Genomic DNA, 24,107 nt, shown 5'->3' on the forward strand with positions numbered 1-24,107 from the left:
CCGCCGCCGCCCCGGTTGCGGGAGCGGCTGTCACTGCCGGGTCGTAGTCTGGGAACCCCCGGCTCGTCCCACGTGTCGGGCCTTTCGCGTTGCCCCTGGTAGCAGCCGGCTGCCGGCAACACCTGAACACCTCATGACCCGGACGGATGCCCCTATGAGCCTGCACGGTCTGCTGGATGTCGTCGTAACGGACCCGGCGATCGCCGAGGCGGTGAAAGCCGCCGCCGACGGCCACCGTATGCATGTCGACCTGGTGGGTCCGCCCGGCGCCCGGCCGTTCGCCGTGGCCGCGCTGGCCCGGCAGACCGGCAGGACCGTGCTGGCCGTCACCGCGACCGGCCGGGAGGCCGAGGACCTGGCCGCCGCGCTGCGCACCCTGCTGCCGCCGGACACGGTGGCGGAGTTCCCGTCCTGGGAGACCCTGCCGCACGAGCGCCTCTCGCCCCGCTCGGACACCGTGGGCCGCCGCCTCGCCGTGCTGCGGCGCCTCGCCCACCCGCGCGAGGACGACCCGGAGACGGGCCCGGTCTCGGTGGTCGTCGCGCCGGTCCGTTCCGTGCTCCAGCCGCAGGTCAAGGGGCTCGGCGAGCTGGAGCCCGTGGCGCTGACGAGCGGGCAGAACGCGGACCTGGGGGAGGTGGTGGAGGCGCTGGCCGCCGCCGCGTACTCCCGGGTGGAGCTGGTCGAGAAGCGCGGCGAGTTCGCCGTACGCGGAGGGATCCTGGACGTCTTCCCGCCGACCGAGGAGCACCCCCTTCGGGTGGAGTTCTGGGGCGACGACGTGGAGGAGATCCGGTACTTCAAGATCGCCGACCAGCGGTCCCTGGAGGTCGCGGACCACGGGCTGTGGGCGCCGCCCTGCCGTGAGCTGCTGCTGACCGACGAGGTACGGGGACGGGCCGCCGCCCTCGCCGAGGCGCACCCGGAGCTGGGCGAGCTGCTCGGCAAGATCGCGGAGGGCATCGCGGTCGAGGGCATGGAGTCGCTGGCCCCGGTCCTGGTCGACGACATGGAGCTGCTGATCGACGTCCTGCCCGAGGGGTCGATGGCGCTGGTCTGCGACCCGGAGCGGGTCCGTACCCGGGCGTCCGACCTGGTCGCCACCAGCCAGGAGTTCCTCCAGGCCTCGTGGGCGGCGACGGCGGGCGGCGGCGAGGCCCCGATCGACGTGGGCGCGGCCTCGCTGCGGAGCATCGCGGACGTCCGGGACCGGGCCCGTGAGCTGGGGATGATGTGGTGGTCGACCTCCCCGTTCGCGGCCGACGACGCCGACCTGGACGAGGACACCCTCAAGCTCTCGATGCACGCCCCGGAGGCGTACCGGGGTGACACCGCCCGCGCGCTCGCCGACACCAAGGGGTGGCTGGCCGACGGATGGCGCACGGTGTACGTGACGGAGGGCCAGGGGCTCGCCACCCGTACGGTCGAGGTGCTGGGCGGCGAGGGCATCGCGGCCCGCTTCGTGCCGGACCTCGCCGAGATCGCGCCTTCCGTCGTCCACGTCTCCTGCGGGGCCATCGACCAGGGCTTCGTCGACCCGGCGCTGAAGCTGGCGGTGCTCACCGAGACCGACCTGACGGGCCAGCGCAGCGCCACCAAGGACCTGGGCCGGATGCCGGCCCGCCGCAGGAAGACGATCGACCCGCTGACGCTGGAGGCGGGCGACTACATCGTCCACGAGCAGCACGGTGTCGGCCGGTACGTGGAGATGGTGCAGCGCACGGTCCAGGGCGCGACCCGTGAGTACCTGCTCGTGGAGTACGCCCCCGCCAAGCGCGGCCAGCCCGGGGACCGCCTCTACATCCCGACCGACCAGCTGGAGCAGGTCACCAAGTACGTCGGCGGCGAGGCCCCGACCCTGCACCGGCTCGGCGGCGCCGACTGGACGAAGACGAAGCAGCGGGCGAAGAAGGCGGTCAAGGAGATCGCCGCCGACCTCATCAAGCTGTACTCGGCCCGGATGGCGGCCCCCGGCCACTCCTTCGGCCCCGACACCCCCTGGCAGCGGGAGCTGGAGGACGCGTTCCCGTACGCGGAGACGCCCGACCAGCTCTCCACGATCGCCGAGGTCAAGGAGGACATGGAGAAGACGGTCCCGATGGACCGGCTGGTCTGCGGCGACGTCGGCTACGGCAAGACGGAGATCGCGGTCCGTGCGGCGTTCAAGGCGGTGCAGGACGGCAAGCAGGTGGCGGTCCTGGTCCCCACGACGCTCCTGGTCCAGCAGCACTACGGCACGTTCACCGAGCGCTACTCCCAATTCCCGGTCAACGTAAGGGCGTTGAGCCGCTTCCAGTCGGAATCCGAATCCAAGGCAACCCTCGCGGGCCTGAAGGACGGCTCGGTCGACCTGGTCATCGGCACCCACCGCCTCTTCTCGGCCGACACGAAGTTCAAGGACCTGGGCCTGGTCATCGTGGACGAGGAGCAGCGGTTCGGCGTCGAGCACAAGGAGCAGCTCAAGAAGCTCCGCGCCAACGTGGACGTCCTGACGATGTCCGCGACCCCCATCCCCCGTACGCTCGAAATGGCGGTCACCGGCATCCGCGAGATGTCCACGATCACCACCCCGCCGGAGGAGCGCCACCCGGTGCTCACCTTCGTCGGCCCGTACGAGGAGAAGCAGATCGGCGCGGCCGTACGGCGTGAACTCCTGCGCGAGGGCCAGGTCTTCTACATCCACAACCGGGTCGAGTCCATCGACCGGGCCGCCGCCCGCCTCCGCGAGATCATCCCCGAGGCCCGGATCGCCACGGCCCACGGCCAGATGTCCGAACAGGCCCTGGAGCAGGTGGTGGTGGACTTCTGGGAGAAGAAGTTCGACGTCCTGGTCTCCACGACGATCGTCGAGTCCGGCATCGACATCTCCAACGCCAACACCCTGATCGTGGAGCGCGGCGACAACTTCGGCCTCTCCCAACTGCACCAGCTGCGAGGCCGGGTGGGCCGAGGCCGCGACCGGGGCTACGCCTACTTCCTCTACCCCCCGGAGAAGCCCCTGACGGAAACGGCCCACGAGCGCCTGGCCACGATCGCCCAGCACACGGAGATGGGCGCGGGCATGTACGTGGCGATGAAGGACCTGGAGATCCGTGGCGCGGGCAACCTGCTGGGCGGCGAGCAGTCCGGCCACATCGCGGGCGTCGGCTTCGACCTGTACATCCGCATGGTCGGCGAGGCGGTCGCCGACTACCGGGCCCAGATGGACGGCAGCGTGGAGGAGGAGCCCCCGCTGGAGGTCAAGATCGAGCTCCCCGTCGACGCGCACGTCCCGCACGACTACGCCCCCGGCGAGCGGCTGCGCCTCCAGGCGTACCGCGCGATCGCCCAGGCCAACTCGGAGGACGACATCCGCGCGGTCCGCGAGGAGCTGACCGACCGCTACGGCCCCCTGCCCGAACCGGTCGAGAACCTCCTCCTGGTGGCCGGCCTGCGCATGCTGGCCCGCGCCTGCGGAGTCGGCGAGATCGTCCTCCAGGGCTCCAACATCCGCTTCGCCCCGGTGGAGCTCCGCGAGTCCCAGGAACTCCGCCTGAAGCGCCTGCACCCCAAGACGGTCATCAAGCCGACCGCCCACCAGATCCTGGTGCCGCGCCCGACGACGGGCAGGATCGGCGGCAAGCCGGTGGTGGGACGCGAACTGCTGTCGTGGACTGGGGAGTTCCTCACGACGATCCTGGGTTCGTAGCCCCGGGTTCGCTGTACGTCGGCCCCGCCGGGCTTCCGGCGGGGCCGACGTGTCCGTACTGAAGGAGGAGGAGGCCATGGGCGAAGGCGAGATGATCAGCGAGTCCGCTCGTTACCTGGCGCCCTCCGTCCAGGGCGGCGGTGACGCCTGGGGAGCCGAGACGGCGGCGGCAGGGCGACGAGGCACGCAGAAGATCGTCCGAGCCGGTGAAGTGGTCGCCCCCGGCCGGGTGGCCGACCTGCTCGCTGTGGAGCGGGGCGGGCAGGTCGTCGAGCGGCGTCGGATCATGTATCTCGACGGTGAGCCCTGTGAGTTGACCGACACCTACTACCCCGTGGAGATCGCCCGGGGCACCGGGCTGGCCGCTACGGCGAGGATCCGGGGAGGAGCCGTCCGGCTGCTCGCCGAACTCGGGCATGTCGGTGTCCGGGCGCAGGAGGACGTGGTGGCCCGCATGCCGTCCGGGAGCGAGCGGGCGGCCCTGTCGCTGAAGGACGCGGAGCCGGTCCTGGAGCTGACCCGGCTCACTCTGGACGCGGAGGGCCGGCCGGTCCAGGTCGACGTCATGATCATGCCTCCCCGGGGCCAGAAGCTGCGGTACGAGATCAGGATCGGATGACGGCGCAGGGACCGGAGACGGGCGAGGCCGACGGCCGCCCCTGCACGAGCGGATCGCGGCCGACCTGCATGGCGACATCATGTCCGGGGATCTCGCGCCGGGCGGGCGGCCTGCCCTCCACCGCACGGCTGAAGGAGCGCGCGGTGTTCGAGTCCATCCCCGAAGCAGACCGAAGTCACCGGCCCGGGGACAGCGAGGCCCTAGTGCAGGCCGAGCGCCCCTTCAGCCGTCGCCGCGGTTTTCCGGGGTGAAGATCAGGCCCGTGAGGGACCGGAAGGCCGCCTCCGGGTCCCGTCCCTCCAGCGCGTCGGACAGGTTGCCGCTGAGCAGCAGCGTCGCGAAGCCGTGCGCCAGTGACCAGGCGGCCACCCCCGCGAGCCGGTCGTCCTCGCCCCGGCCGCCCGGTGGGAGGTCCGCCACGCCCGCGCGCAGGGCGTCGGTCGCACGCGCCTGTGCGGAGAGCAGGTCCGGGTCGTCGGCCCGGTACAGGTCCGGCTGGAACATCACCTGGAAGTGCGCGGGGTGCGTCGCCGCGAACCGTACGTACGCCACGCCCCGCTCCCGCAGGTCCGGCGCCCCGGCCAGGGCGTCGGCGAACAGTGCGTACCCCTCGGCGGCCACAGCGGTCAGCAGGCCCGTGCGGTCCTTGAAGTGGTGCGCGGGAGCGGCGTGCGAGACGCCGGCCCGGCGGGCCAGGTCGCGCAGGCTCAGGGCGGCGGGGCCCTCGGCGGCGATGGCGTCGAGGGCGGCGGACAGGATGGCGCGCCGCAGATCGCCGTGGTGGTAGGTGCGCTCGCGCTCGTTGCTCATGGACAGCACCCTACCGGGCATCTAGTCATTGACAAGTTCTCTCGGGGTGCGCATGATGGAGATCCGATCTAGTCACTGGAAAGATGCCTGACTCCCGTTCGGGAGGGTGGAGATCATGACCGGAGAACCGGCCCGTGTGCGGCAGATGTGGCACCTCCTGGAGCCCCTGCACGCCGTTCTGTACTACGCCCCGGAAGCCTTCGAGGAGGCCGCCGCGCTGGGGTACGGCACCGAGGAGCGCTGGACGAGCTACTTCGCCTGGCGGGCGGCCCCGCTGGGGGCGGTCGATGCGCCGGAGGTGGTGCGGACGTTCCACAGCTTCGCCCCGGCGATGGTGGACCGGTATGTTCCGGCCGTCTGGGCGGCCGCCGGCCCGGACGCCGTGCTCGTGGCCCGGCTGCGGGCGGTCGACCGGTCCTACCGGGCGCTGTTCGGGGACCGGGTGGAGGGGCCGCAGTTCGCGGAGGCCGCCGCACTGGCGCGCCGCGCGGCGGAGGCGGCCGGGGGCGGTCAGGTGCCCCATGGCATGGGCCACGCCAACTCAGCCCTGCCCTGGCCGGACGCCCCGCACCTGACGCTCTGGCACGCGGCGACCCTCCTGCGCGAACACCGCGGCGACGGGCACATCGCCGCCCTGGCCGGGGCCGGCCTCGACCCGGTCGAGTCGCTGGTCTCCTTCGCGGCGGTCGGTGCGGCCCGCCCCGAGGTGTTCGCGAGCCGTGGCTGGGGCGAGGAGGAGTGGGGCGCGGCCCGGCGGCGGCTCCAGCAGCGTGGGCTGCTGGCGGCGGACGGCACGGCCACGGAGGCCGGACGCGAGCTGCGCGCGAAGGTGGAGCTGCGCACCGACGAGGAGGCCGCCGCACCATGGCGGGCCCTGGGGGAGGAGGGGCGCGAGCGGCTCGTGGAGCTGCTGGGGGAGCCCTGGCTGGAGGTCATCGGCTCGGGGACGCTGCCCGGGGAGAACACCCTCGGCATCGGCAAGGCCTGAGACGGGCTTTGCGAGGGCCAGAACTGTGCGCGCGGTGCCGGAACGGGCTGAAGGCGAGGACCGGGCGCCCTGAGCCGGAACGGGCTGAAGCCGAGTCATGAAAGCGCCCCCGACGGGGAAGACGCCCATAAGATTCTGGGCGTTCGGCTTTCTCCCCGTCAGGATGGCTTCACGTGATATCTGCCCGTACGTACCGAGCCGCGACCCTCCCCGCCCTCAGCGCCCTCGTCGTGCTCGCCCTGGCCGGCTGCGACCCCGACGACCTCGCGGCGGAGAGCGGCGGCGGCACGAGTGGCGGGGCGAACGGTGGCGCGCAGTCCGCCGAGGGCTTCGGCGTCAGCCCGCTGGACAACCCCGACGGTACGAAGCCGGGCCTGGCGCCCCTCACCAGCGACGCGGACCGGGCCGCCGCGCGGAAGATCATCGAGAAGGTCGCCACCAAGGGGCGCGGCCCGAAGACCGGCTACGAGCGGAGCAAGTTCGGCTCCGCGTGGAAGGACGGGATCGACGGCATCCCGCTCGCCCGGAACGGCTGCGACACCCGCAACGACCTCCTCGCCCGCGACGGCAAGGACATCGAACACCGCTCGGGCTCCAACTGCGTCGTCGTCTCGCTGAAGCTCAAGGACCCCTACACCGGCAAGAGCATCGACTGGCGCAAGCAGCAGGCGACCGAGGTGCAGATCGACCATGTGATGCCGCTGTCCTACAACTGGCAGATGGGCGCCGCCCGCTGGAACGAGACCAAGCGGCAGCAGATCGCCAACGACCCGCTCAACCTCCTGCCGGTGGACGGCCCGGCCAACAACGCCAAGCGCGACTCCGGCCCGGCCTCCTGGCTGCCGCCGTACAAGCCGGTCCGCTGCTCCTACGCGGTGCGGTTCGCCCAGGTCTCGCTGAAGTACGAACTCCCCGTCACCGCACCGGACAAGCAGGCGATGCTCGCGCAGTGCGGGGGGTGAGCCGGCCGCCCGGGGGGACCACGGTCCGTGGTCCCCCCGGATGACGCCTAGACCTTGCCGCCGCAGATCACGTCGTACGGCCTGCCCATCGCCATCATCAGCTCCATCGGCTCGGTGGTCGCCGCCGGGCACTGCTCCTTCTCCTTGACGAGGTCGAGCACCTTGAAGGCGTCGGAGCCGGCCGAGGCGCAGGCGACCTCCTTGGCGGTGGACGTGATGCAGTCGCCCTTCACCAGCTGCCCGCCCCCGGCGCCCGCGTCCCCGGGGTGGTCACCCGTCAGGTTGCGGCCGCAGACGGTGTTGGTGGGGATGCCGCCGCCCTTCTTGTTGTCGCCGGAGCCGAAGACCCGGGAGACCTGGATGATCAGGTCCGTTCCGGCCGGGCACTGGATCGCGTTCGGCAGGATGCTCGCGCTCTTGATTTCCAGCGCCTCGAAGGTGGCCCCGGAGTCGTCGCAGTCGAACGCGCGGTAGCCGTCCGGCTTGTTCTCCGGGTCCGGCCCTCCGCAGTCACCCACCTCCCACGAACCGCCCTTGCCGTCCGAGGCGGAGGAGGGCGACGAGGACGCCGACGACGAGGAGTCCTTGTCGCCGAAGACCTTGGACGCGCCATAGCCCAGGCCGAGAATCACCGCCAGCACCAGCAGGCTCTGCAGACACCCGGCGCCTCTCCGGGGGCGGGACGGCGTACTGCCTGGCTGGGTCATGGTGCTGCTCCTCATGGTGTCGTGCACAGGTACGAAGTCACGGGTGGGGACGCGGCATGGACACCTCACGGTTCCCCGATCCGGGCTTCCGGGGAACGGCCTCCGGGGCCGGCCGTCGCGAGGGCCCGGCGCGTCGAAAACCCCTGGTCCCAGGGGGTGCGGTCTGGCTAGGGTCGGCCCATGGAACTGCACATCACCACGCTCGCCGAGCGCCCCGAACTCGCCGACGCCCTGGACCGGATGCCGGACAACTGGCCGGAGTTCGTCCTGGAGGACATCGTCGGCTGGGCGAACTTCGGGCGGATCGCCGTCGAGTTCCCGCAGTACGTACTGGTCGCCACCGGCCCGGACGGCGCCGTGGTCGCCCGCGCCTACAGCGCCCCCTTCGAGCTGAACGCCCCCGGGCGCGGGCAGCTCCCCGCCGGCGGCTGGGACCGGATGCTGCTGTGGGCCTTCTCGGACCTGCGGCGCGGGCGGACCCCCGACACCGTCGGCGCGCTGGAGATCACCGTGGCCACCGGTCACCAGGGCAAGGGGATCTCGGGCCGCATGCTGGCGGCGATGCGGGAGAACGCCGGGCGGCACGGCTTCGGCGAGCTCGTCGCCCCGGTACGGCCGAGCGGCAAGCACCTGCGGGCCGCACTGCCGATGGAGGAGTACGCCCGGATCACCCGCCCCGAGGACGGGCTGCCCGAGGACCCGTGGCTGCGGGTCCACGTCAGGGCGGGCGGGGTCGTGGACTCGGTGGCCCCGGTGTCGATGACGGTGAGCGGGACGCTGGAGCAGTGGCGGAAGTGGACCGGGCTGCCGTTCGACACGGAGGGTCCGGTGGAGGTGCCGGGCGCACTGGTGCCGGTCCACTGTTCGCCCGCGCACGGGTACGCCGTCTACGCCGAGCCGAACGTGTGGGTGCGGCACCGGGTGTGACGGCAGCCGGGGCGGCACGTAACTCCGGTGCGGCGCCGCCCCGTCGCCGTTAGCGTGTGCCCGTGCCGCACACCCCCGCCCTCCTCGTCATCGACATGCAGAACGCCCTGGTGGCCATCGCCCACCAGGGCGCCGCGACCGTCGCGCGGATCGCCGGGCTCCGGGAGCGGGCCCGGGCGGCCGGCGTACCGGTGGTGACGGTCCAGCACCAGGACGACGAGCTGGAGCCGGGTACCGAGGGGTGGCACATCGCCCCCGCACTCGCGCCCGCACCGGGCGAGGCGGTCGTCCCCAAGTCCAGCCCGGACAGCTTCCTGGACACCGGCCTCGACGCGGCGCTGCGGGGTATGGGCGTCACCGAGCTCGTCGTCACCGGGTTCGCCACCGAGATCTGCGTGGAGTCCACCACGCGGCGGGCGCTGAGCCTCCGTTACGACGTGGTGCTCGTCGCCGACGCCCACACCACGTCACTCCGGACCGGCCCCGGCCCGTACGCCGCGCCGGAGGCGTCGATCGCGCACCACAACGAGATCTACCGGAACCTGCGTTTCCCCGGGCGGACCATCCGCGTACTGCGCACCGCCGAGGTGGATTTCACGGCGGCCCCGGCGGCCACGGCGACCGTCCGGCCCGCAGGGGTCGCGACCGCCTGACGGACGGTACGGTCACGCCCCGGTGACCTCATGGGCAACGGTTGGGCACAAGGGGGGACGGTCTGTCGGCGGCGGTGTATACGCTCACTGCACACGCCCGACTCACGTACGTCTCCCAGGAGCAGCACATGCACGGCTACGGCTATCCGCCGCAGCAGCCGCCGACGCCCCGGCCGTCCTCGGGGACGCTCACCACGCTGCGCGCCATCTTTGTTGTGCTGACCGTGCTGAGCTGCGGGTTCCTGGGGTGGGTGGCGATGCTGAGGCTCGCGGTCGTGACCCGCAAGCCCCGTGACTGGTGGCTGCTCGCGGTCACGGTCGTCCTCACCATCGGCCTGTTCGCGTTCTTCGCGGCCCTGCCCGAGGAGGACGAGATGACGGACACCCAGGCACTGGTCGGGGTCGGGTGGCTCATAGCGATCCTGGTCGGCGTCATCACGTACTACCTGATCATGGAGACACGGCACTTCGCGGCGCCCGGACCGTACGGCACCCGGACGCCGGTGCCCGGCCCCGCGACGGACCCGTACCGGCCGTCCGTCCACCAGCACCCGCCCGTCCAGGTCCAGAACCAGGCGCCCGTCCAGCCCCGGGCGCAGCACCCGACGCCGCCGCCCACCCCGAACCCGTACACCGTCGAGACCACGCCCCCCAAGCCCGCGCCCCAGCGCCTCGACCAGGTCCGGGCCGAGCTGGACGAGCTCAGCGACTACCTCCGCAAGGAGAACAAGGAGGGCGAAGGCCGGTGAGCGGCCGGGTCATCGCGGGACGGTACGAGCTGGCCACCATCCTCGGCCAGGGCGGCATGGGCCAGGTGTGGACGGCGTACGACCAGCGCCTGGACCGCCGCGTCGCCGTGAAGCTGCTGCGTCCGGACCGGGTCGCCGGGCCCACCGGCAGCGACGCCGCCGACGAGCTGCGCCGCCGGTTCGTCCGCGAGTGCCGGGTCACCGCACAGGTCGACCACCCCGGCCTGGTCACCGTCCACGACGCGGGCAGCGACGGCGACGACCTCTATCTCGTCATGCAGTACGTGGAGGGCGCCGACCTCGCCGACCACCTCGCCGAGCAGGACCCGTACCCCTGGCCCTGGGCCGTCGCGGTCGCCGCCCAGCTCTGCGCGGTCCTGAGCGCGGTGCACGCGGTGCCGATCGTGCACCGCGACCTGAAGCCCCGGAACGTGATGGTCCGGCCCGACGGCTCCGTCACCGTGCTCGACCTGGGCGTCGCCTCCGTCCTCGACACGGACACCACCCGCCTCACGCACACCGGTTCACCGATCGGCTCCCCGGCCTACATGGCCCCCGAACAGGCGATGGGCGGCGCAGTCGGCCCGTACACCGACCTGTACGCCCTCGGGGTGCTCCTGCACGAACTGCTCAGCGGGGACGTGCCGTTCGCCGGGTCCACCGCACTCGGCGTCCTGCACCGCCACCTCTACGAGCCGCCGGTCCCGGTCCGGCAGGGCAGGCCGGAGGTCCCCGCCGCGCTGGAGGCCCTCGTGCTGCGGCTGCTCGCCAAGGACCCGCAGGACCGGCCCGCCTCCGCGCAGGAGGTGTACGAGGAGCTGGCCCCGCTGCTGCCCAAGCACGGCACCCCCGCCGGGCCCCTCGACCCGACGCGCCCGTTCCTGCGCCCGCACGCCCCCTGGCCGGACCGGGCCGCCACCCCGGCCTCCGCGCCCGTACCCGCGTCCGTCTCCGTACCGTCGCAGGCCCAGGCGGGCACCACTCCGTGGCCCGCCGTCGCCTCCCTCCTCTCCCCGCCCCCGCCGCTCACGGCGCCGACCAACTTCACCCCGCCGCCCGCCCGCCCGGACGTCGCGCAGGCCGTGGACGAGGTGAAGAAGTTGCTCGGCGAGGGCCGGATCACCCAGGCCGTGGACATCCTCGGCTCGATCCTCCCGGCGGCCGCCGCCGAGCACGGCGAGCACTCACCCGTCGTCCGCATCCTGCGCAAGCAGTACGCGGCGACACTGATGGACGACGGGCAGTACCGCCGCGCCCTCCCGGAGCTGCGCCGCCTCGCGGAGGACCGCACCGCCGGGACCGGCCCGGCCGACATCCAGGTCCTCCAGTTCCGTTACGACGCCGCCCAGTGCCTGGAACAGCTCGGCGAGGCCACGGCCGCGCTCGGCGAGTACCGCGCGGTCCTCCCGTACTACGAGAACGCCTACGGGGCCGTCACCACCGATCCGGGCCGGGCCCTCGACATCCGCCACCGCATCGGGCAGCTCCTGCTGGCGGTCGGGGACCACACGGCGGGCCGGGCCCAGTTCCAGGCCCTGCTGTACGACGCGGAGCGCACCTACGGGCCGCACCACCCGCTCTCCGCCGACCTGCGCCGCCGCCTCAGCCACCAGCAGGACGTCCGGGGCGGCTGATTCCGGGGGTCCGGCCGCCCCACATCCCCAACTCCTCCCGAATCGTTGGTCGAATCAGTGGCACCGATCACATCCACTGCCTACCATCGATCACCGCAAGGCTTGTGCACCGATGCACAAACTCTCCACGGGAGGCTCCTTTGCACCGCCGTCGTCGCACCGCGCTCGCCGTCACCGCCGCAACCCTGCTCGCGGCACCACTCCTCGCCGCCTGCGGCAACGAGGCCCACCCCGGTGCCGCGGCCGTCGTGGGCGGCGAGCGGATCGAGGTCTCGGCGGTCCAGGCCCAGGCTGCCGACGTCCGCACCGCCCAGGAGAGCTCGCCCGAGGCGGCCCAGCTGGTCAACAAGTCGGGCCAGCTCAACCGCGCCAAGCTGCACGGGCTGATCTTCGGCCGGATCCTGGACAAGGCCGCCGAGGACGCCGGGGTCACCGTGAACCGCAAGGAGATCCAGGAGGCCCGGACCGCCAGCCGTGCCCAGGCCGGCGGTGAGGAGCAGCTGCGGGCGATGATGCTCCAGCAGCGCTGGGTCGCCCCCGACCAGATCGACGGCGACATGCGCCAAGAGGTGCTGCTGCCGAAGCTCGCCAAGGCGCTCGGCGCGGACCTCGGCACCCCGGCCGGACAGCAGGTCGTCGGCGAGGCGCTGACCAAGGCGTCGAAGCAGCTGAAGATCGACGTCAACCCGCGCTTCGGGGCCTGGGACGACCAGAAGATGCAGCTCGGCAACTACAAGGCGCCCTGGATCACCCAGGTCACCGAGTTCGCCCCGCAGGAGCCGGAAGCGGGCGCCTGATCTGGATGCCGTCCGGGCACCCGCCGGGCGCTTGAGCCGGGCGCCCTTCGGGTACCCGCCGGGCGCCTGACCTGGGGCCGCGGCGGGTAGGTTCGCCGGGTGAACGCTGAAGCCCCCGGCACGCCCACTGCCACCCCCGGCGACCCCGGCCGCATCGTCCTGCTCACCGCCAGCCACCGGGTCGCGCCCGGCCTGCTGTCCTGGCCGGCCTGGCAGACGCTGCACGCCGCCGACCAGGTCCTCACCGCCGACCCGGACCACCCCCAACTGCCCTACCTCCGCGAGGCGGGCGTCCGCGTCGAGCACGCGGCGCCCTCCGCCGACGAACTGGTGGCCGCCTGCGCGGGCGGCCGCACGGTCGTGGTCCTCGTCGGCGGCGAGGGCGACAGCCGCCTGACCGACGGCCTGGCCCGGCTCGGCGGCTCCGGCCGGGTGTCCATGCCGGACCTGGAGCTGCTCCCCGGCTCGTACGACCTGCCCGGCGCCCGCCTCCTGGACCTGGTCCAGGTGATGGACCGGATCCGCCGCGAGTGCCCCTGGACCTCGCAGAAGACGCACAAGGGCCTCGCCAAGTACGCCATCGAGGAGGCGTACGAACTGGTCGAGGCGATCGAGGACGGCGACCGGACCGAACTGCGCGAGGAACTGGGCGACGTACTCCTCCAGGTCGTCTTCCACGCGCGCATCGCGGAGGAAGGCCGCCCGGAGGATGGGGCGGAGCCGTTCGCCATCGACGACGTGGCGGGCGGCCTGGTCGAGAAGCTGATCCACCGCCATCCGCACGTCTTCGGCGACGAGAGCGCCGAGACCCCGGAGGACGTCCACGCGCACTGGCTGCGCACCAAGGCGATCGAGAAGCAGCGCACCTCGGTCACCGAGGGCGTCCCCCTCGGCCAACCGGGCCTGGCCCTCGCGGCAAAGCTCGGCAGCCGCGCCCGTACGGCCGGACTCGACGTCCCCCTCCCCACCGGCGACACCATCGGCTACGAGCTCCTGGCCCTCGCCGTGACCGCCGAGGCGAACGGCACCGACCCGGAGGCCGCCCTCCGCGCGGCGGCCCGTGCGTACAGGGACGCGATCGTGGCGGCGGAGGGCGGGGAGCCGGGGGCCCGGTAGGTGTGCGGGTGCTCTCCGCCCTCGAAGCCTCTGCGGCACGGGACCGGCACCATGGTCAACTAGTCGATGCTTCCGGTGTGAACTCCACCGGAAGGGTGCGCAGGCCTCGCATGATCAGGCCGCCACGCCACCGCAGATCGGCCGGATCCACCGCGAGCCGCAGGTCCGGCAGACGGCGGAACAACGTCTCCAGAGCAGTGCGCCCCTCCAGCCGGGCGAGGGGTGCACCGAGGCAGTAGTGGATGCCGTGCCCATATCCCAGGTGCTGGTTGTCCCGGCGGGCGAGATCGAGGGTGTCGGGGTTCTTGAACCTCTCGGGGTCGCGGTCCGCCGCCGCGAGCACCACGAGGACCGGGTCACCTTTTCGAATCGGCTGCCCTCCGATTTCGAGCCCCTCGGTGGCGTACCGCCAGGTTGCCAGCTCCACCGGGCCGTCGAAACGCAGCAGCTCCTCCACGGCGCTATCGATGAGGGGACCGTTGCCTTGCTCTACCGCACCCTGGAAAACGGATCGCTGAGCAGGGTTCCGGAAGAACGCATGGGCGCTGTTGCCGATCAAGTTGATGGTCGTTTCGAAACCCGCGAAAAGGATCACGAACGCCATTGCGGCGGCCTCGTTCTCGGTGAGGTGCTCGCCATGGTCACTCGCCCGGATCAGATCCGAAATCAGGTCGTCGCCGGGGTCGGCGCGCTTCTTGTGAATCAGCTCGGAGAGGTAAGCACGAATCTTTTTCACGGAGCGGGCGACGCCGCCGCGGGGGCCTCCGCCGTGCCGGATCATCATCCCGGCCCAGTCACGGAAGTCGTCCTGGTCCTCGCGGGGTACGCCGAGCAGGTCGCAGATGGCGTAGATGGGGAGCGGGAAGGCGAATTCATGGATGAGGTCGGCTTCCCCCTTCTCCGCGAAACCGTCGATAAGGCTGTTCGTCAGCTCTTGGACCCGTGGCGCGAAGAGCGCGGCCCGACGTGGCGTGAACGCCTTGGATACGAGTCGGCGCAGCCTGGTGTGGTCCGGCGGGTCGATGTTGAGCAGGTGCGTCATGAGGCCCGCGCCGCGCTCCCCCGGGATACCGGTCTTGGCGCGGCCCTGGGCGTCATCAGCGTGATGCTCGGGGTTCTTGGAGAGCCGTGCGTCGGCCAGCGCCTGCCGCGCGTCGGCGTAACGTGTCACGAGCCACGCTTCCACTCCGGACGGCAACTCTGTCCGATGCACGGGTGCGTGCTCCCGCAGCCAGGCGTATGCGGGATACGGATCGGTCGCGAACTCCCAGGAGAAGAGTTCCGGAGTCGGGGTGTCGTTCATCCGGCGACGGTATCGGGCGCTTGTGCGGCGAGAGCCCACTGGCATGGCGTTGAGATCTCGACCCGGAGGCTTGTGACGCTCCAGGGCAATCACGAGGACAGCAAAGCGTAGTGCTGTCGCAGCACGGCGGGGCGAGGACGGCAGACGGTGGCTGGAACTGTGTCCTCCGCCCCCGCCCGGTCCCGAAGCCACCGTTTACGACGAGTACGTGGACGAAGCGGTCTCCGGCGCGCTGGAAAGGCGTCCCGAGATGGACCGCCTGGTCCTCGACGCGCACCAGCAGCACTTCAACCGCATTCTCGTCCCCAACGTCGACCGCATCGGCCGGACGGCCCGCGCCGCCTACCAGTGGGCCTGGAACATGGCGGACCTCGGCATCCACTTCATCTCGGTCACCGAGGGCATCGACACCAGCACCGACGTCGGCTGGTCCCGGTTCATGCAGTACGTCACCTACTCCGAGATGGAGTGGCGGCGCATCCAGGAGCGGACCGCTGCCGGCCGCGAACTGAAGATCAGCTACGGCGGCTGGCCAGGTGGCCCCGCTCCTTACGGCTACATGATTGCCCAGGACGCCTCCCGGGTAGGCCGGCGCCGCAAGAGGTTCAGCGTTCTCGTCACCGCCGGTCAGGAGTCCATGGTGCTCTCCGTGGCCGTCGGGCTCATCGTCGACCAGGGCATGAACTACACCGAGGCGTGCGACGAACTCAACGAGCGCGCGCTCTTCACCCGCAGCGGCGTGCCCTGGACCGTCGGGAACCTGCGTAACCGCCTCTGGAGCGAGACCATCCACGACGGTTACGTGGTCTACCGGAAGACGAACCGGGGCAACGGCAAGAACACGACCCTGCGCTGCGAGGACGGCACCCCCGTTCACGGCGACCCGGTCAAGATCGGCGTCCCGCCCATTTTCAGTGAGGAGCGCGCCCGGCTCCTCATGGAAGCGCTCAAGAAGATCGGCTTCCAGAACGGCCGCATCACGGATCAGGTCTATCCCCTCAGCGGACGCATCGACGGGCATTGCGGCGAGGTCTACACCGGTGCAGGCCGAAGCGGTGAAGCACGTGCCTACCGCTGCAAGGGCATGACCCGTAAGGCGGGGTCCTGCGGCGAGCCGCACTTCAACGCCAAGGGGATCGAGGATGTCGTCTGGGCGGAACTGACCAGGCTCATGAAGGACGAACGCACCCTTCGGACGATGGCGGCCGAGTGGGTCAGCAACCTGCCCGGCGACAAGGAGAAGTACGAGCGGCGAGTCGCCGAGTTCGCCACGAGAATCGCGGCCCAGGAAAACCTCCTTGACCGGAAGGTGCCCGAGTACGTCAGGGCTGGGGTCGACCCCGTCGTCCTTGAGTCGTCTGTCAAGGAGATGAAACAGGAGCTGGAGAAGTTCCGGAAGCAGAAGAAGTTCGCGGAGGAGTGGCTGGAGGAGTACGCCGAGCACGAGCGCCAGGCACGCAACCTCGTAGACATCGCTGACAACGCCCGCGAGCGTCTCGGCACCATGACTCTGAAGGAGCGCAGGGAAGTCTTCGACATGTTCGACGTCAGGGTCGCCCCCGGCGCGATGGAGAACACGTCCAAGCCCGGCGTCAAGTGCGCGGTGAGCCAGTGGCACTGGGAGACCGGAACTCTCGTCCCGTCGGACCCGACGGATGAGGAATGGGAGTCGGTTCTCGCTGCACTGCGCACCTTCTTCCATGGGAAGGCGAAGCAGCACTTCGCTACGAAGTACGACATCCGTGCGCAGTTCTGCGGCATGCTGCACCGACTTCGGCGCGGCCTTGCGTGGAACGACATGCCCCTCACCTGGGGGCCGATCGACCCCATGCGGACGCGCCAGCTCAAGTGGTGGCAGAAGGGTGCCTGGCCCGAGGTCATGCAGGTGCTCTGCGCGGACAAGAGGGGAGTGGAGGCGTACCGTCGGCCGACTCTTCCTCAGCTCACGGTCACCGGCCGACTCCGTCTGGGGCTGTCGGCGGAGGCGCGGAGCGAGGCACCCGAGCACAAGGTGGAGAACACGTTCATCGATCGCAACGCGGTCAAGGCGGACAGGCCTGGCTATCTCCTTCTTTCCTCTGCTGGTCAGATCAGGTTCGAGACGACGATCGGCCTCATCGGCAACGGTACGTGCGCCCTGCTGGAGGCCTCGCTGTAGACGGGGAGAGTGCGCTGCCGGCCACCGGGACCGAGGAACTGCTCCGTTTCGACGGCCTGGTGGAGCTCTCGACCGGGCAGTACGTCACCGAGGCGCTGACGTTCGACCTGTCACGGAGTGACAATCAGCACCTCGGATACGGTCACGGAATCCACTACTGCCTGGGAGCGCCGCTGGCCCGGCTGGAGGGCCAGGCTGCGGTGGCGACGCTGCTGAGGCGCCTCCCTGGCCTGCGACTTGCCGGAGAATCCGCCGATTTGCGCTGGCGGGGCGGACTCATCATGCGTGGACTGCGCACTCTGCCGGTGGAGTTCGAGCCGGGACGCCGCCTCGAAGAAAGTGACACGCTGTCACCTCTGTGACTTTCACGTGATCTGCGCTGCATCGACTTGTGACATACGTTCGAGTCCCGCTAGGTTCACGGTTCGACGCGTCGGCCGCGGTTAAACCTTGGCCCGCCCGTCACTTGCTCAACAGCTTCACGCTCAGCAGATTTACGTTCAGCAGATTTGCGCTCAACAGTTTCATGCTTCTCAGTTCCTGCTTGTCAGTCGCACGGAAGGCAAACCCCATGGGCTCCGCGAACGGCAGACACCGCCGCCCTCGTCAGGCACCCGCCATCGTCGTCGCCGCAGGCGTGACCGGATCGGCCATCGCCATTCCGTTCCTCGGCGCGGCGGGCGCACACGCAGCCGACGCCACCACCTGGGACCGGGTCGCGGAGTGCGAGAGCGGCGGCATGTGGAGTGCCGACCTCGGCAACGGCTACTACGGCGGGCTCCAGTTCTCGCAGGAGACCTGGTCCGCGTACGGCGGCACCGCCTTCGCCGAGCGGGCCGACCTCGCCAGCCGTTCCCAGCAGATATCCGTCGCCGAGAAGGTCCTGGACGACAAGGGGCCGCAGGCGTGGCCGAGCTGCGCGGTGATCTCCGGCCTCGCGGTGGACGGCAGCCTGCCCGGTGTCGACCCCGGAACCGCGCCCGCCGCCGAGCCCACCGATGACGCGACGACCGCCCCGGCGGACGAAGCGGATGAAAAGGGTGAAGCGGGGAGTTCCGGCAATACGGACTCGTCCGGCAAGGCCGGTAAGACCGGCAAGAGCGGCAAGGGTGAGAAGGAGGGCGGGAGCGACACGCTCGACCCCTCGGGGAAGCCTTCCACGCCCCCGGTCGCCGGAAAGGCCGGAACCCCCGGGTCTCCTGACGCCTCGCAGCCCTCCACCTCCGCCCCCGACGCCTCGCAGGGCGCCGACGGCACCGGCGGCAAGCACCGGGGCGCTCCCGCGCCCGAGGAGGCCGGCGCGGTGGGCCAGGACGGCGACCCCCGTGAGTCCGGCCGGCACGCCTCGCGGGGCGAGGGTGACGTGCGGGACGGCGGTGCGGTCGTCGACGGCGGGTACACCGTGCAGCCCGGCGACAACCTCTGGGCGATTGCTGACGCACAGAAACTTCCCCAGGGCTGGACCGGCCTGTACGAGGCCAACAAGGACCTTCTGGGCTCCGACCCGGATCTGATCCTGCCCGGACAGAGCCTGGATCTGGGGCTGGAGCAGGTCGGCCAGGAAGGCGCCCCGGAGGGTGCCGAGGTGCCCGCCGCCAACTGATCAAAAGCGGGAAAACACCCCAAAATTGCGGGTAGTTCAGAGGCCTATGTCCACTTATGCGTAAGTGAGACATGGGTCTCTTTGCTTCAACTGGCGTGTCGCGTCCGCCCGCTCGCCGCAGATCCCCTCCGACCTGCGGAAACGATCCATCACAGAAGGCAAGTAAGCGCCGATTGGCCTAGTATGTCCATCTTTGAATGTGGGGGTTGCCTGTGTTTACGGTCGGAACCGCTCGCACCGCGGGCCCCGTCGACCGTCACGCCGAATCCTGCCGTCGGTCGAAGGGAACAGACGCGTAAAGCGCCGTAGGCAGGAGCGGGGGACCCAGGTAAGCCGCCGGGTCCGTACAGCCCCTTCGAAGGGCAGTTCCTTCGAAGTCGGGGACGTACGGGAACGGCTTGGGGTGAAGTCGCGTGCAAGGTCGCGCGACCGGGCAACTCATTGGCCCGAACCCGACAGCTCACCTCGTAGGCGTCGGTGAGGAGATTCGTTCCATGCTGCTTAACAGCAAGGGCAAGCACCGCCGCCCCTCGAAGGCCGTCCGTTTCGCCACCCTCGCGGGCATCACCGGTGCCGCCGTCGCCGTCCCGCTGATGGGCGCGACCAACGCTTCCGCCGCCTCCGTCGAGACCTGGGACGCCGTCGCCCAGTGCGAGTCCGGCGGCAACTGGTCCATCAACACCGGCAACGGCTACTACGGCGGGCTGCAGTTCTCGCAGTCGAGCTGGGCCGCCGCCGGCGGTACGCAGTACGCCTCCCGTGCCGACCTGGCCTCCAAGGACCAGCAGATCGCCACCGCCGAGAAGCTTCTCGACCTCCAGGGCCCGGGTGCCTGGGCCTGCGCCGGTGCCGGCGGCCTCACCAACGACGGCGTGGACCCGGGTGTGAACACCGGCTCCGGCCAGTCCGAGAGCAAGCCCGAGCAGGCGCAGCCCGAGCGCAAGGCCGAGCAGCCCACCACGCGCAGCGAGCAGCGCACCGCCCCGGCCGCCCCCAAGGCCGAGTCCAAGAAGACCGTCACCACCCCGACCGGTGAGAAGGTCCAGAAGGGCGACGGCGAGTACAAGGTCAAGGCCGGCGACACCCTGAGCAAGATCGCTGAGAAGGAAGACGTCAAGGGTGGCTGGAGCAAGCTCTTCAAGCTCAATGACGACATCGTCAAGGACGCGGACCTGATCTTCCCGGGTCAGCAGCTCCACCTGAAGTAACAGCGGGCTCTCCTCCCCGGAGGGAGGGGGTCCGGCTCCACCCTCCCTCGCACGGCTCCCCGGCCCGGCGCGCTCTCCCCCCGTGCGCGCCGGGCCGGGGTCTTTCGTTCACCTCTTGTCGTCATCGGGCCCGCACCGCTTGTTACTGCCCAGTAGATTTCTAGAGATTTGTCCCGTCATGCAGGCCCTTGGGTCCTTTTTCGTCCCAGGAGACGGGCGGTCGGCCGACTGACACGGCCGGGCCGGTTAGGCTCGTGTCGCAAGGCCACAGTGACCCTGCACAACCAGCGTCATATCCCAGAAGGAGATGCCTCGTGCCGTCCATCGACGTCGTCGTAGCCAGGGAAATCCTCGACTCCCGGGGCAACCCCACGGTCGAGGTCGAGGTTGGCCTCGACGACGGCAGCACGGGCCGTGCTGCAGTACCGTCCGGCGCCTCCACCGGTGCGTTCGAGGCCGTCGAGCTTCGCGACGGTGACCCCAACCGCTACCACGGCAAGGGCGTCGAAAAGGCCGTCCTCGCCGTCATCGAGCAGATCGGCCCGGAGCTCGTCGGGTACGACGCCACCGAGCAGCGCCTCATCGACCAGGCGATGTTCGACCTCGACGCCACCGAGAACAAGGCCTCGCTCGGCGCGAACGCCATCCTCGGTGTCTCGCTCGCCGTCGCCCACGCCGCCTCCGAGGCGTCCGACCTGCCGCTCTTCCGCTACCTCGGCGGCCCGAACGCGCACCTGCTGCCCGTTCCGATGATGAACATCCTGAACGGCGGCTCGCACGCCGACTCCAACGTGGACATCCAGGAGTTCATGATCGCCCCGATCGGCGCGGAGTCCTTCTCCGAGGCCCTGCGCTGGGGCGCGGAGGTCTACCACACGCTGAAGAAGGTCCTCAAGACCAAGGGCCTGTCCACCGGCCTCGGCGACGAGGGCGGCTTCGCCCCGAACCTGGACTCCAACCGCGCCGCCCTGGACCTCATCGTCGAGGCCATCAAGGAGGCCGGTTACGTCCCCGGCCGCGACATCGCGCTCGCGCTCGACGTCGCCGCGTCCGAGTTCTACAAGGACGGCGTCTACGAGTTCGAGGGCAAGTCCCGCTCGGCCGCCGAGATGACCGAGTACTACGAGGAGCTCGTCTCCGCGTACCCGCTGGTCTCCATCGAGGACCCGCTGTACGAGGACGACTGGGCCGGCTGGAAGGTCATCACCGACCGCATCGGCGCCAAGGTGCAGATCGTCGGCGACGACCTCTTCGTCACCAACCCGGAGCGGCTGGCCCGCGGCATCGAGGAGGGCTCCGCCAACGCCCTGCTCGTCAAGGTCAACCAGATCGGTTCGCTGACCGAGACCCTGGACGCCGTCGAGCTGGCCCAGCGCAACGGCTTCAAGTGCATGATGTCGCACCGCTCCGGCGAGACCGAGGACGTCACCATCGCCGACCTCGCCGTCGCCGTGAACTGCGGCCAGATCAAGACCGGCGCCCCGGCCCGTTCGGACCGCGTCGCCAAGTACAACCAGCTGCTGCGCATCGAGGAGATCCTCGACGACGCCGCGGTGTACGCAGGCCGCTCCGCCTTCCCGCGCTTCAAGGGCTGAGCCTTCAAGGGCTGACGCCTTCACGGGCTGACGCCTTCAGGGGCTGACCCGTAGCCCCGAGACGGTAGCCTCCGCCCGTCCCCGCACCCGGTCCCGTACCGTGTGCGGGGACGGACGTGCGTAACGGGGAGGCGGGAGACATGGCCGGGAAGGACCGCGACCGGTTCTCCACCGCGACCAGGCTGCGACTGCTCGGCGAGCAGACCGCGGCCCGCGTGTACCGCTCCCAGAACCGCCGCCAGGCCCGCCGCTCCCGGCTCACCGGCCGGGCCGCCTTCCTGGCGCTGGTGGTCTGCTCCCTGGTGGTGGCGCTCGCCTACCCGATGCGGCAGTACGTCTCCCAGCGCGACGAGATCGCCGAGCAGGAGCGGCTCTCGCGCCGGGCGGAGCAGCGCACCGAGGAGCTGCGGGACGAGAAGGCGCGGCTCCAGGACGACGCGTACATCATGCGTCTGGCCCGCCAGCACCTCCATTACGTACTCCCCGGCGAGACCGGCTACACGGTGGCCGACCCCGACGCGGCGCAGGACCGCCGCGGGGAGCCGGGTGCCGGCGACCGTCCCTGGCACGCGAACGTCTGGGACGGCGTGGACAGCGCCGACCGCACCGACCGCGACTGACGTCCCTACCCCCCTCCGAGACTTCCCCCCCCCGACGAGCTTCCGAGCAGAACCAAGGCAGGCATGGAAACGCCCCCTCCGCAGACCGAGTCCACCAAGCCCACCGACGCGGACATCGCCGCGTTCGAGCAGCAGCTCGGCCGCCCGCCGCGCGGGCTGCGTGCCATCGCGCACCGCTGCCCGTGCGGCAACCCGGACGTGGTGGAGACCCAGCCCCGTCTGGAGGACGGCACGCCGTTCCCGACGACGTACTACCTGACCTGCCCCCGGGCGGCCTCGGCGATCGGCACGCTGGAGGCCAACGGGGTCATGAAGGAGATGACGGCCCGTCTGGAGACCGATCCGGAGCTGGCCGCCGCCTACCGGGCCGCGCACGAGGACTACATCACCCGCCGCGACGCCATCGAGGTCCTGGAGGGCTTCCCGAGCGCCGGCGGCATGCCGGACCGGGTGAAGTGCCTGCACGTCCTGGTCGGCCACTCGCTGGCCGCCGGGCCCGGGGTGAACCCGCTGGGCGACGAGGCCATCGCGATGCTGCCGGAGTGGTGGGCCAAGGGCGCGTGCGTCACGCCGTGCACGCCGCCGGGCGAGGACGACGGCTGGACGGTGGACGAGGGCGACGGCGGCCACTTCGCCTTCCGCCCGGTCGACGGCCCCGCCGACGGGAGGAGCGCATGACCAGGGTCGCCGCGGTCGACTGCGGTACGAACTCGATCCGGCTCCTCGTCGCCGACGCGGACCCCGCCACCGGCTCCTTCACCGAGCTGGACCGGCGGATGACGATCGTCCGCCTCGGCCAGGGCGTCGACCGGACCGGCCGGCTCGCCCCCGAGGCGCTGGAGCGGACGTTCGCGGCCTGCCGCGAGTACGCCGCGGTGATCGAGGAGCTGGGCGCCGAACGCGTCCGCTTCGTCGCCACCTCCGCCTCCCGCGACGCCGAGAACAGCGCGGAGTTCGTCTCCGGCGTCCGGGACATCCTGGGCGTCGAGCCCGAGGTGATCACCGGCGACCAGGAGGCGCAGCTCTCCTTCGACGGGGCCACCAAGGAGCTGACCGGCAGCGACCACCTGGCCGAGCCGTATCTGGTCGTCGACATCGGCGGCGGCTCCACCGAGTTCGTGCTCGGCTCGGACCGGGTCGAAGCGGCCCGGTCCGTGGACATCGGCTGCGTACGGATGACCGAGCGTCACCTGGTGGCGGACGGGGCCGTCGTGGACCCGCCCACCCACGAGCGGGTCGCCGCGATCCGCGCGGACATCGACGCCGCGCTCGACCTCGCCGCCGGGAGCGTGGAGCTCACCGGGGCCGGCACGCTCGTCGGCCTGGCGGGCACGGTCACCACGATCGCCGGGATCGCGCTGGAGCTGGAGGAGTACGACTCCGGGGCCATCCACCACTCCCGGGTCTCCCGAGGCCAGGTCCGCGCGATCACCGAGCACCTCCTCCAGTCGACCCACGAGGAACGCGCCGCGATCCCCGTGATGCACCCGGGCCGGGTCGACGTGATCGCGGCGGGCGCCCTCGTGCTGCTCGCCGTGATGGAGCGGACGGGCGCGCACGAGGTCGTCGTGAGCGAGCACGACATCCTGGACGGCATCGCCTTCAAAGCGGCAGAAGGCGGACCGTTCAACGGCTGACGTCGTCGCCTGGAGCGCCGCGTAGGGAGCGGGCGGGCGGCCCCGCGCCGCCCGCTCAACCGCAGTGTCACCTGCACCTTTGAGCCGCCTCACCGCCCTGGTGGGCCGCTCGGGGGACCCTCGCGGGGACACGCCGCCACGAAGTTCGTGAACTTCTTCACAAGGAATTCGGCCCTGTTGGGCGAAGTTCGGGCCCGCAAGGGCCGTCCGGGCCATATGCGGGGCATCACGGAAGGCGTACGGGGGCGTTCCGGGGGCGTTGCGTACGTATGAAGCGGGGTGCCGATGCGGCGCTCCTGGAGGGCCAAGGGCCAGCTCACAGGCGGTCAGGAA

20 protein-coding genes, 2 pseudogenes and 1 riboswitch are annotated in these 24,107 nt (G+C 71.0%); of the genes and pseudogenes, 18 read left to right on the plus strand and 4 right to left on the minus strand.

Annotated features, from left to right (window positions below):
- Positions 1–154: 154 nt before the first annotated feature.
- Together mfd and IE264_RS28205 are read left to right on the plus strand one after the other, a co-directional pair.
- Positions 155–3,688, plus strand: a complete 3,534-nt coding sequence (gene mfd / locus IE264_RS28200) for a transcription-repair coupling factor (protein WP_015609019.1) — start codon at positions 155–157, stop codon at positions 3,686–3,688.
- 76 nt (positions 3,689–3,764) lie between these two features.
- Positions 3,765–4,307, plus strand: coding sequence for a GntR family transcriptional regulator (locus tag IE264_RS28205; RefSeq protein WP_190167724.1), 543 nt, complete (start codon positions 3,765–3,767; stop codon positions 4,305–4,307).
- Here the strand turns inward: IE264_RS28205 and IE264_RS28210 are convergent.
- Together IE264_RS28210 and IE264_RS28215 are read right to left on the minus strand one after the other, a co-directional pair.
- Positions 4,294–4,464 (minus strand): hypothetical protein, encoded by a 171-nt coding sequence (locus tag IE264_RS28210; protein WP_158706528.1) that lies wholly within the window; start codon positions 4,462–4,464, stop codon positions 4,294–4,296. The two genes, IE264_RS28205 and IE264_RS28210, sit on opposite strands and share 14 nt — an antisense overlap.
- 65 nt (positions 4,465–4,529) lie before the next feature.
- A complete protein-coding gene (locus IE264_RS28215) occupies positions 4,530–5,117 on the minus strand; it encodes a TetR/AcrR family transcriptional regulator (RefSeq protein WP_032757270.1) in 588 nt (195 codons plus the stop codon).
- Between the two features lie 115 nt (positions 5,118–5,232).
- Between IE264_RS28215 and IE264_RS28220 the strand changes: the two genes are divergently transcribed.
- Both IE264_RS28220 and IE264_RS28225 read left to right on the plus strand, forming a co-directional pair.
- Entirely contained in the window at positions 5,233–6,105 is an 873-nt protein-coding gene (locus IE264_RS28220; protein WP_032757347.1) for an SCO6745 family protein, read from the plus strand.
- Between the two features lie 173 nt (positions 6,106–6,278).
- Complete coding sequence (locus IE264_RS28225) at positions 6,279–7,067, plus strand: HNH endonuclease family protein (protein WP_032757272.1); 789 nt, start codon at positions 6,279–6,281, stop codon at positions 7,065–7,067.
- A 47-nt stretch (positions 7,068–7,114) separates the two neighbouring features.
- On the opposite strand, the gene IE264_RS28230 is transcribed toward IE264_RS28225, so the two are convergent.
- Complete coding sequence (locus tag IE264_RS28230) at positions 7,115–7,774, minus strand: hypothetical protein (protein ID WP_032757273.1); 660 nt, start codon at positions 7,772–7,774, stop codon at positions 7,115–7,117.
- Positions 7,775–7,954: 180 nt separating this feature from the next.
- Between IE264_RS28230 and IE264_RS28235 the strand changes: the two genes are divergently transcribed.
- The 6 genes from IE264_RS28235 to IE264_RS28260 all read left to right on the plus strand — a co-directional run bounded on the left by IE264_RS28235 (position 7,955) and on the right by IE264_RS28260 (position 13,650).
- Positions 7,955–8,701 (plus strand): hypothetical protein, encoded by a 747-nt coding sequence (locus IE264_RS28235; protein WP_032757274.1) that lies wholly within the window; start codon positions 7,955–7,957, stop codon positions 8,699–8,701.
- A 95-nt stretch (positions 8,702–8,796) separates the two neighbouring features.
- On the plus strand, positions 8,797–9,354 hold the full coding sequence (locus tag IE264_RS28240) for an isochorismatase family protein (protein ID WP_229887825.1): 558 nt from the start codon (positions 8,797–8,799) through the stop codon (positions 9,352–9,354).
- 128 nt (positions 9,355–9,482) lie between these two features.
- Complete coding sequence (locus IE264_RS28245; RefSeq protein WP_032757276.1) at positions 9,483–10,103, plus strand: membrane protein; 621 nt, start codon at positions 9,483–9,485, stop codon at positions 10,101–10,103.
- Positions 10,100–11,737: a serine/threonine-protein kinase gene (locus tag IE264_RS28250; protein WP_015609010.1), complete on the plus strand. Its 1,638-nt coding sequence runs from the start codon at positions 10,100–10,102 to the stop codon at positions 11,735–11,737. The genes IE264_RS28245 and IE264_RS28250 overlap by 4 nt, the downstream gene beginning before the upstream one ends.
- A gap of 140 nt (positions 11,738–11,877) precedes the next feature.
- Positions 11,878–12,534, plus strand: coding sequence for a SurA N-terminal domain-containing protein (locus IE264_RS28255; RefSeq protein ID WP_032757277.1), 657 nt, complete (start codon positions 11,878–11,880; stop codon positions 12,532–12,534).
- Between the two features lie 99 nt (positions 12,535–12,633).
- A complete protein-coding gene (locus IE264_RS28260; RefSeq protein ID WP_032757278.1) occupies positions 12,634–13,650 on the plus strand; it encodes a nucleoside triphosphate pyrophosphohydrolase in 1,017 nt (338 codons plus the stop codon).
- 55 nt (positions 13,651–13,705) lie between these two features.
- On the opposite strand, the gene IE264_RS28265 is transcribed toward IE264_RS28260, so the two are convergent.
- Positions 13,706–14,953, minus strand: coding sequence for a cytochrome P450 family protein (locus IE264_RS28265; protein ID WP_032757279.1), 1,248 nt, complete (start codon positions 14,951–14,953; stop codon positions 13,706–13,708).
- Between the two features lie 157 nt (positions 14,954–15,110).
- On the opposite strand from IE264_RS28265, the pseudogene IE264_RS38570 reads away from it, so the two are divergent.
- The 8 genes and pseudogenes from IE264_RS38570 to IE264_RS28305 all read left to right on the plus strand — a co-directional run.
- Positions 15,111–16,103: pseudogene (locus IE264_RS38570) on the plus strand (recombinase family protein); the annotation flags it as partial.
- A gap of 840 nt (positions 16,104–16,943) precedes the next feature.
- A pseudogene (locus IE264_RS38575) lies at positions 16,944–17,473 on the plus strand (cytochrome P450); the annotation flags it as partial.
- A 209-nt stretch (positions 17,474–17,682) separates the two neighbouring features.
- Positions 17,683–18,714, plus strand: coding sequence for a transglycosylase family protein (locus IE264_RS28280; RefSeq protein ID WP_032757280.1), 1,032 nt, complete (start codon positions 17,683–17,685; stop codon positions 18,712–18,714).
- Positions 18,715–19,005: 291 nt separating this feature from the next.
- Positions 19,006–19,203, plus strand: a riboswitch (cyclic di-AMP (ydaO/yuaA leader).
- A 5-nt stretch (positions 19,204–19,208) separates the two neighbouring features.
- Positions 19,209–19,922: a transglycosylase family protein gene (locus tag IE264_RS28285; protein WP_015609005.1), complete on the plus strand. Its 714-nt coding sequence runs from the start codon at positions 19,209–19,211 to the stop codon at positions 19,920–19,922.
- Between the two features lie 314 nt (positions 19,923–20,236).
- Positions 20,237–21,517 (plus strand): phosphopyruvate hydratase, encoded by a 1,281-nt coding sequence (gene eno, locus IE264_RS28290; protein ID WP_015609004.1) that lies wholly within the window; start codon positions 20,237–20,239, stop codon positions 21,515–21,517.
- A gap of 140 nt (positions 21,518–21,657) precedes the next feature.
- Positions 21,658–22,137: an FtsB family cell division protein gene (locus IE264_RS28295; protein ID WP_015609003.1), complete on the plus strand. Its 480-nt coding sequence runs from the start codon at positions 21,658–21,660 to the stop codon at positions 22,135–22,137.
- 63 nt (positions 22,138–22,200) lie between these two features.
- A complete protein-coding gene (locus tag IE264_RS28300) occupies positions 22,201–22,815 on the plus strand; it encodes a DUF501 domain-containing protein (protein WP_015609002.1) in 615 nt (204 codons plus the stop codon).
- On the plus strand, positions 22,812–23,774 hold the full coding sequence (locus IE264_RS28305) for a Ppx/GppA phosphatase family protein (protein ID WP_015609001.1): 963 nt from the start codon (positions 22,812–22,814) through the stop codon (positions 23,772–23,774). The genes IE264_RS28300 and IE264_RS28305 overlap by 4 nt, the downstream gene beginning before the upstream one ends.
- Positions 23,775–24,107: the final 333 nt, after the last annotated feature.

Origin of the sequence: Streptomyces microflavus (genome assembly GCF_014650075.1) — a bacterium.
Classification (GTDB): Bacteria; Actinomycetota; Actinomycetes; order Streptomycetales; family Streptomycetaceae; genus Streptomyces; species Streptomyces microflavus.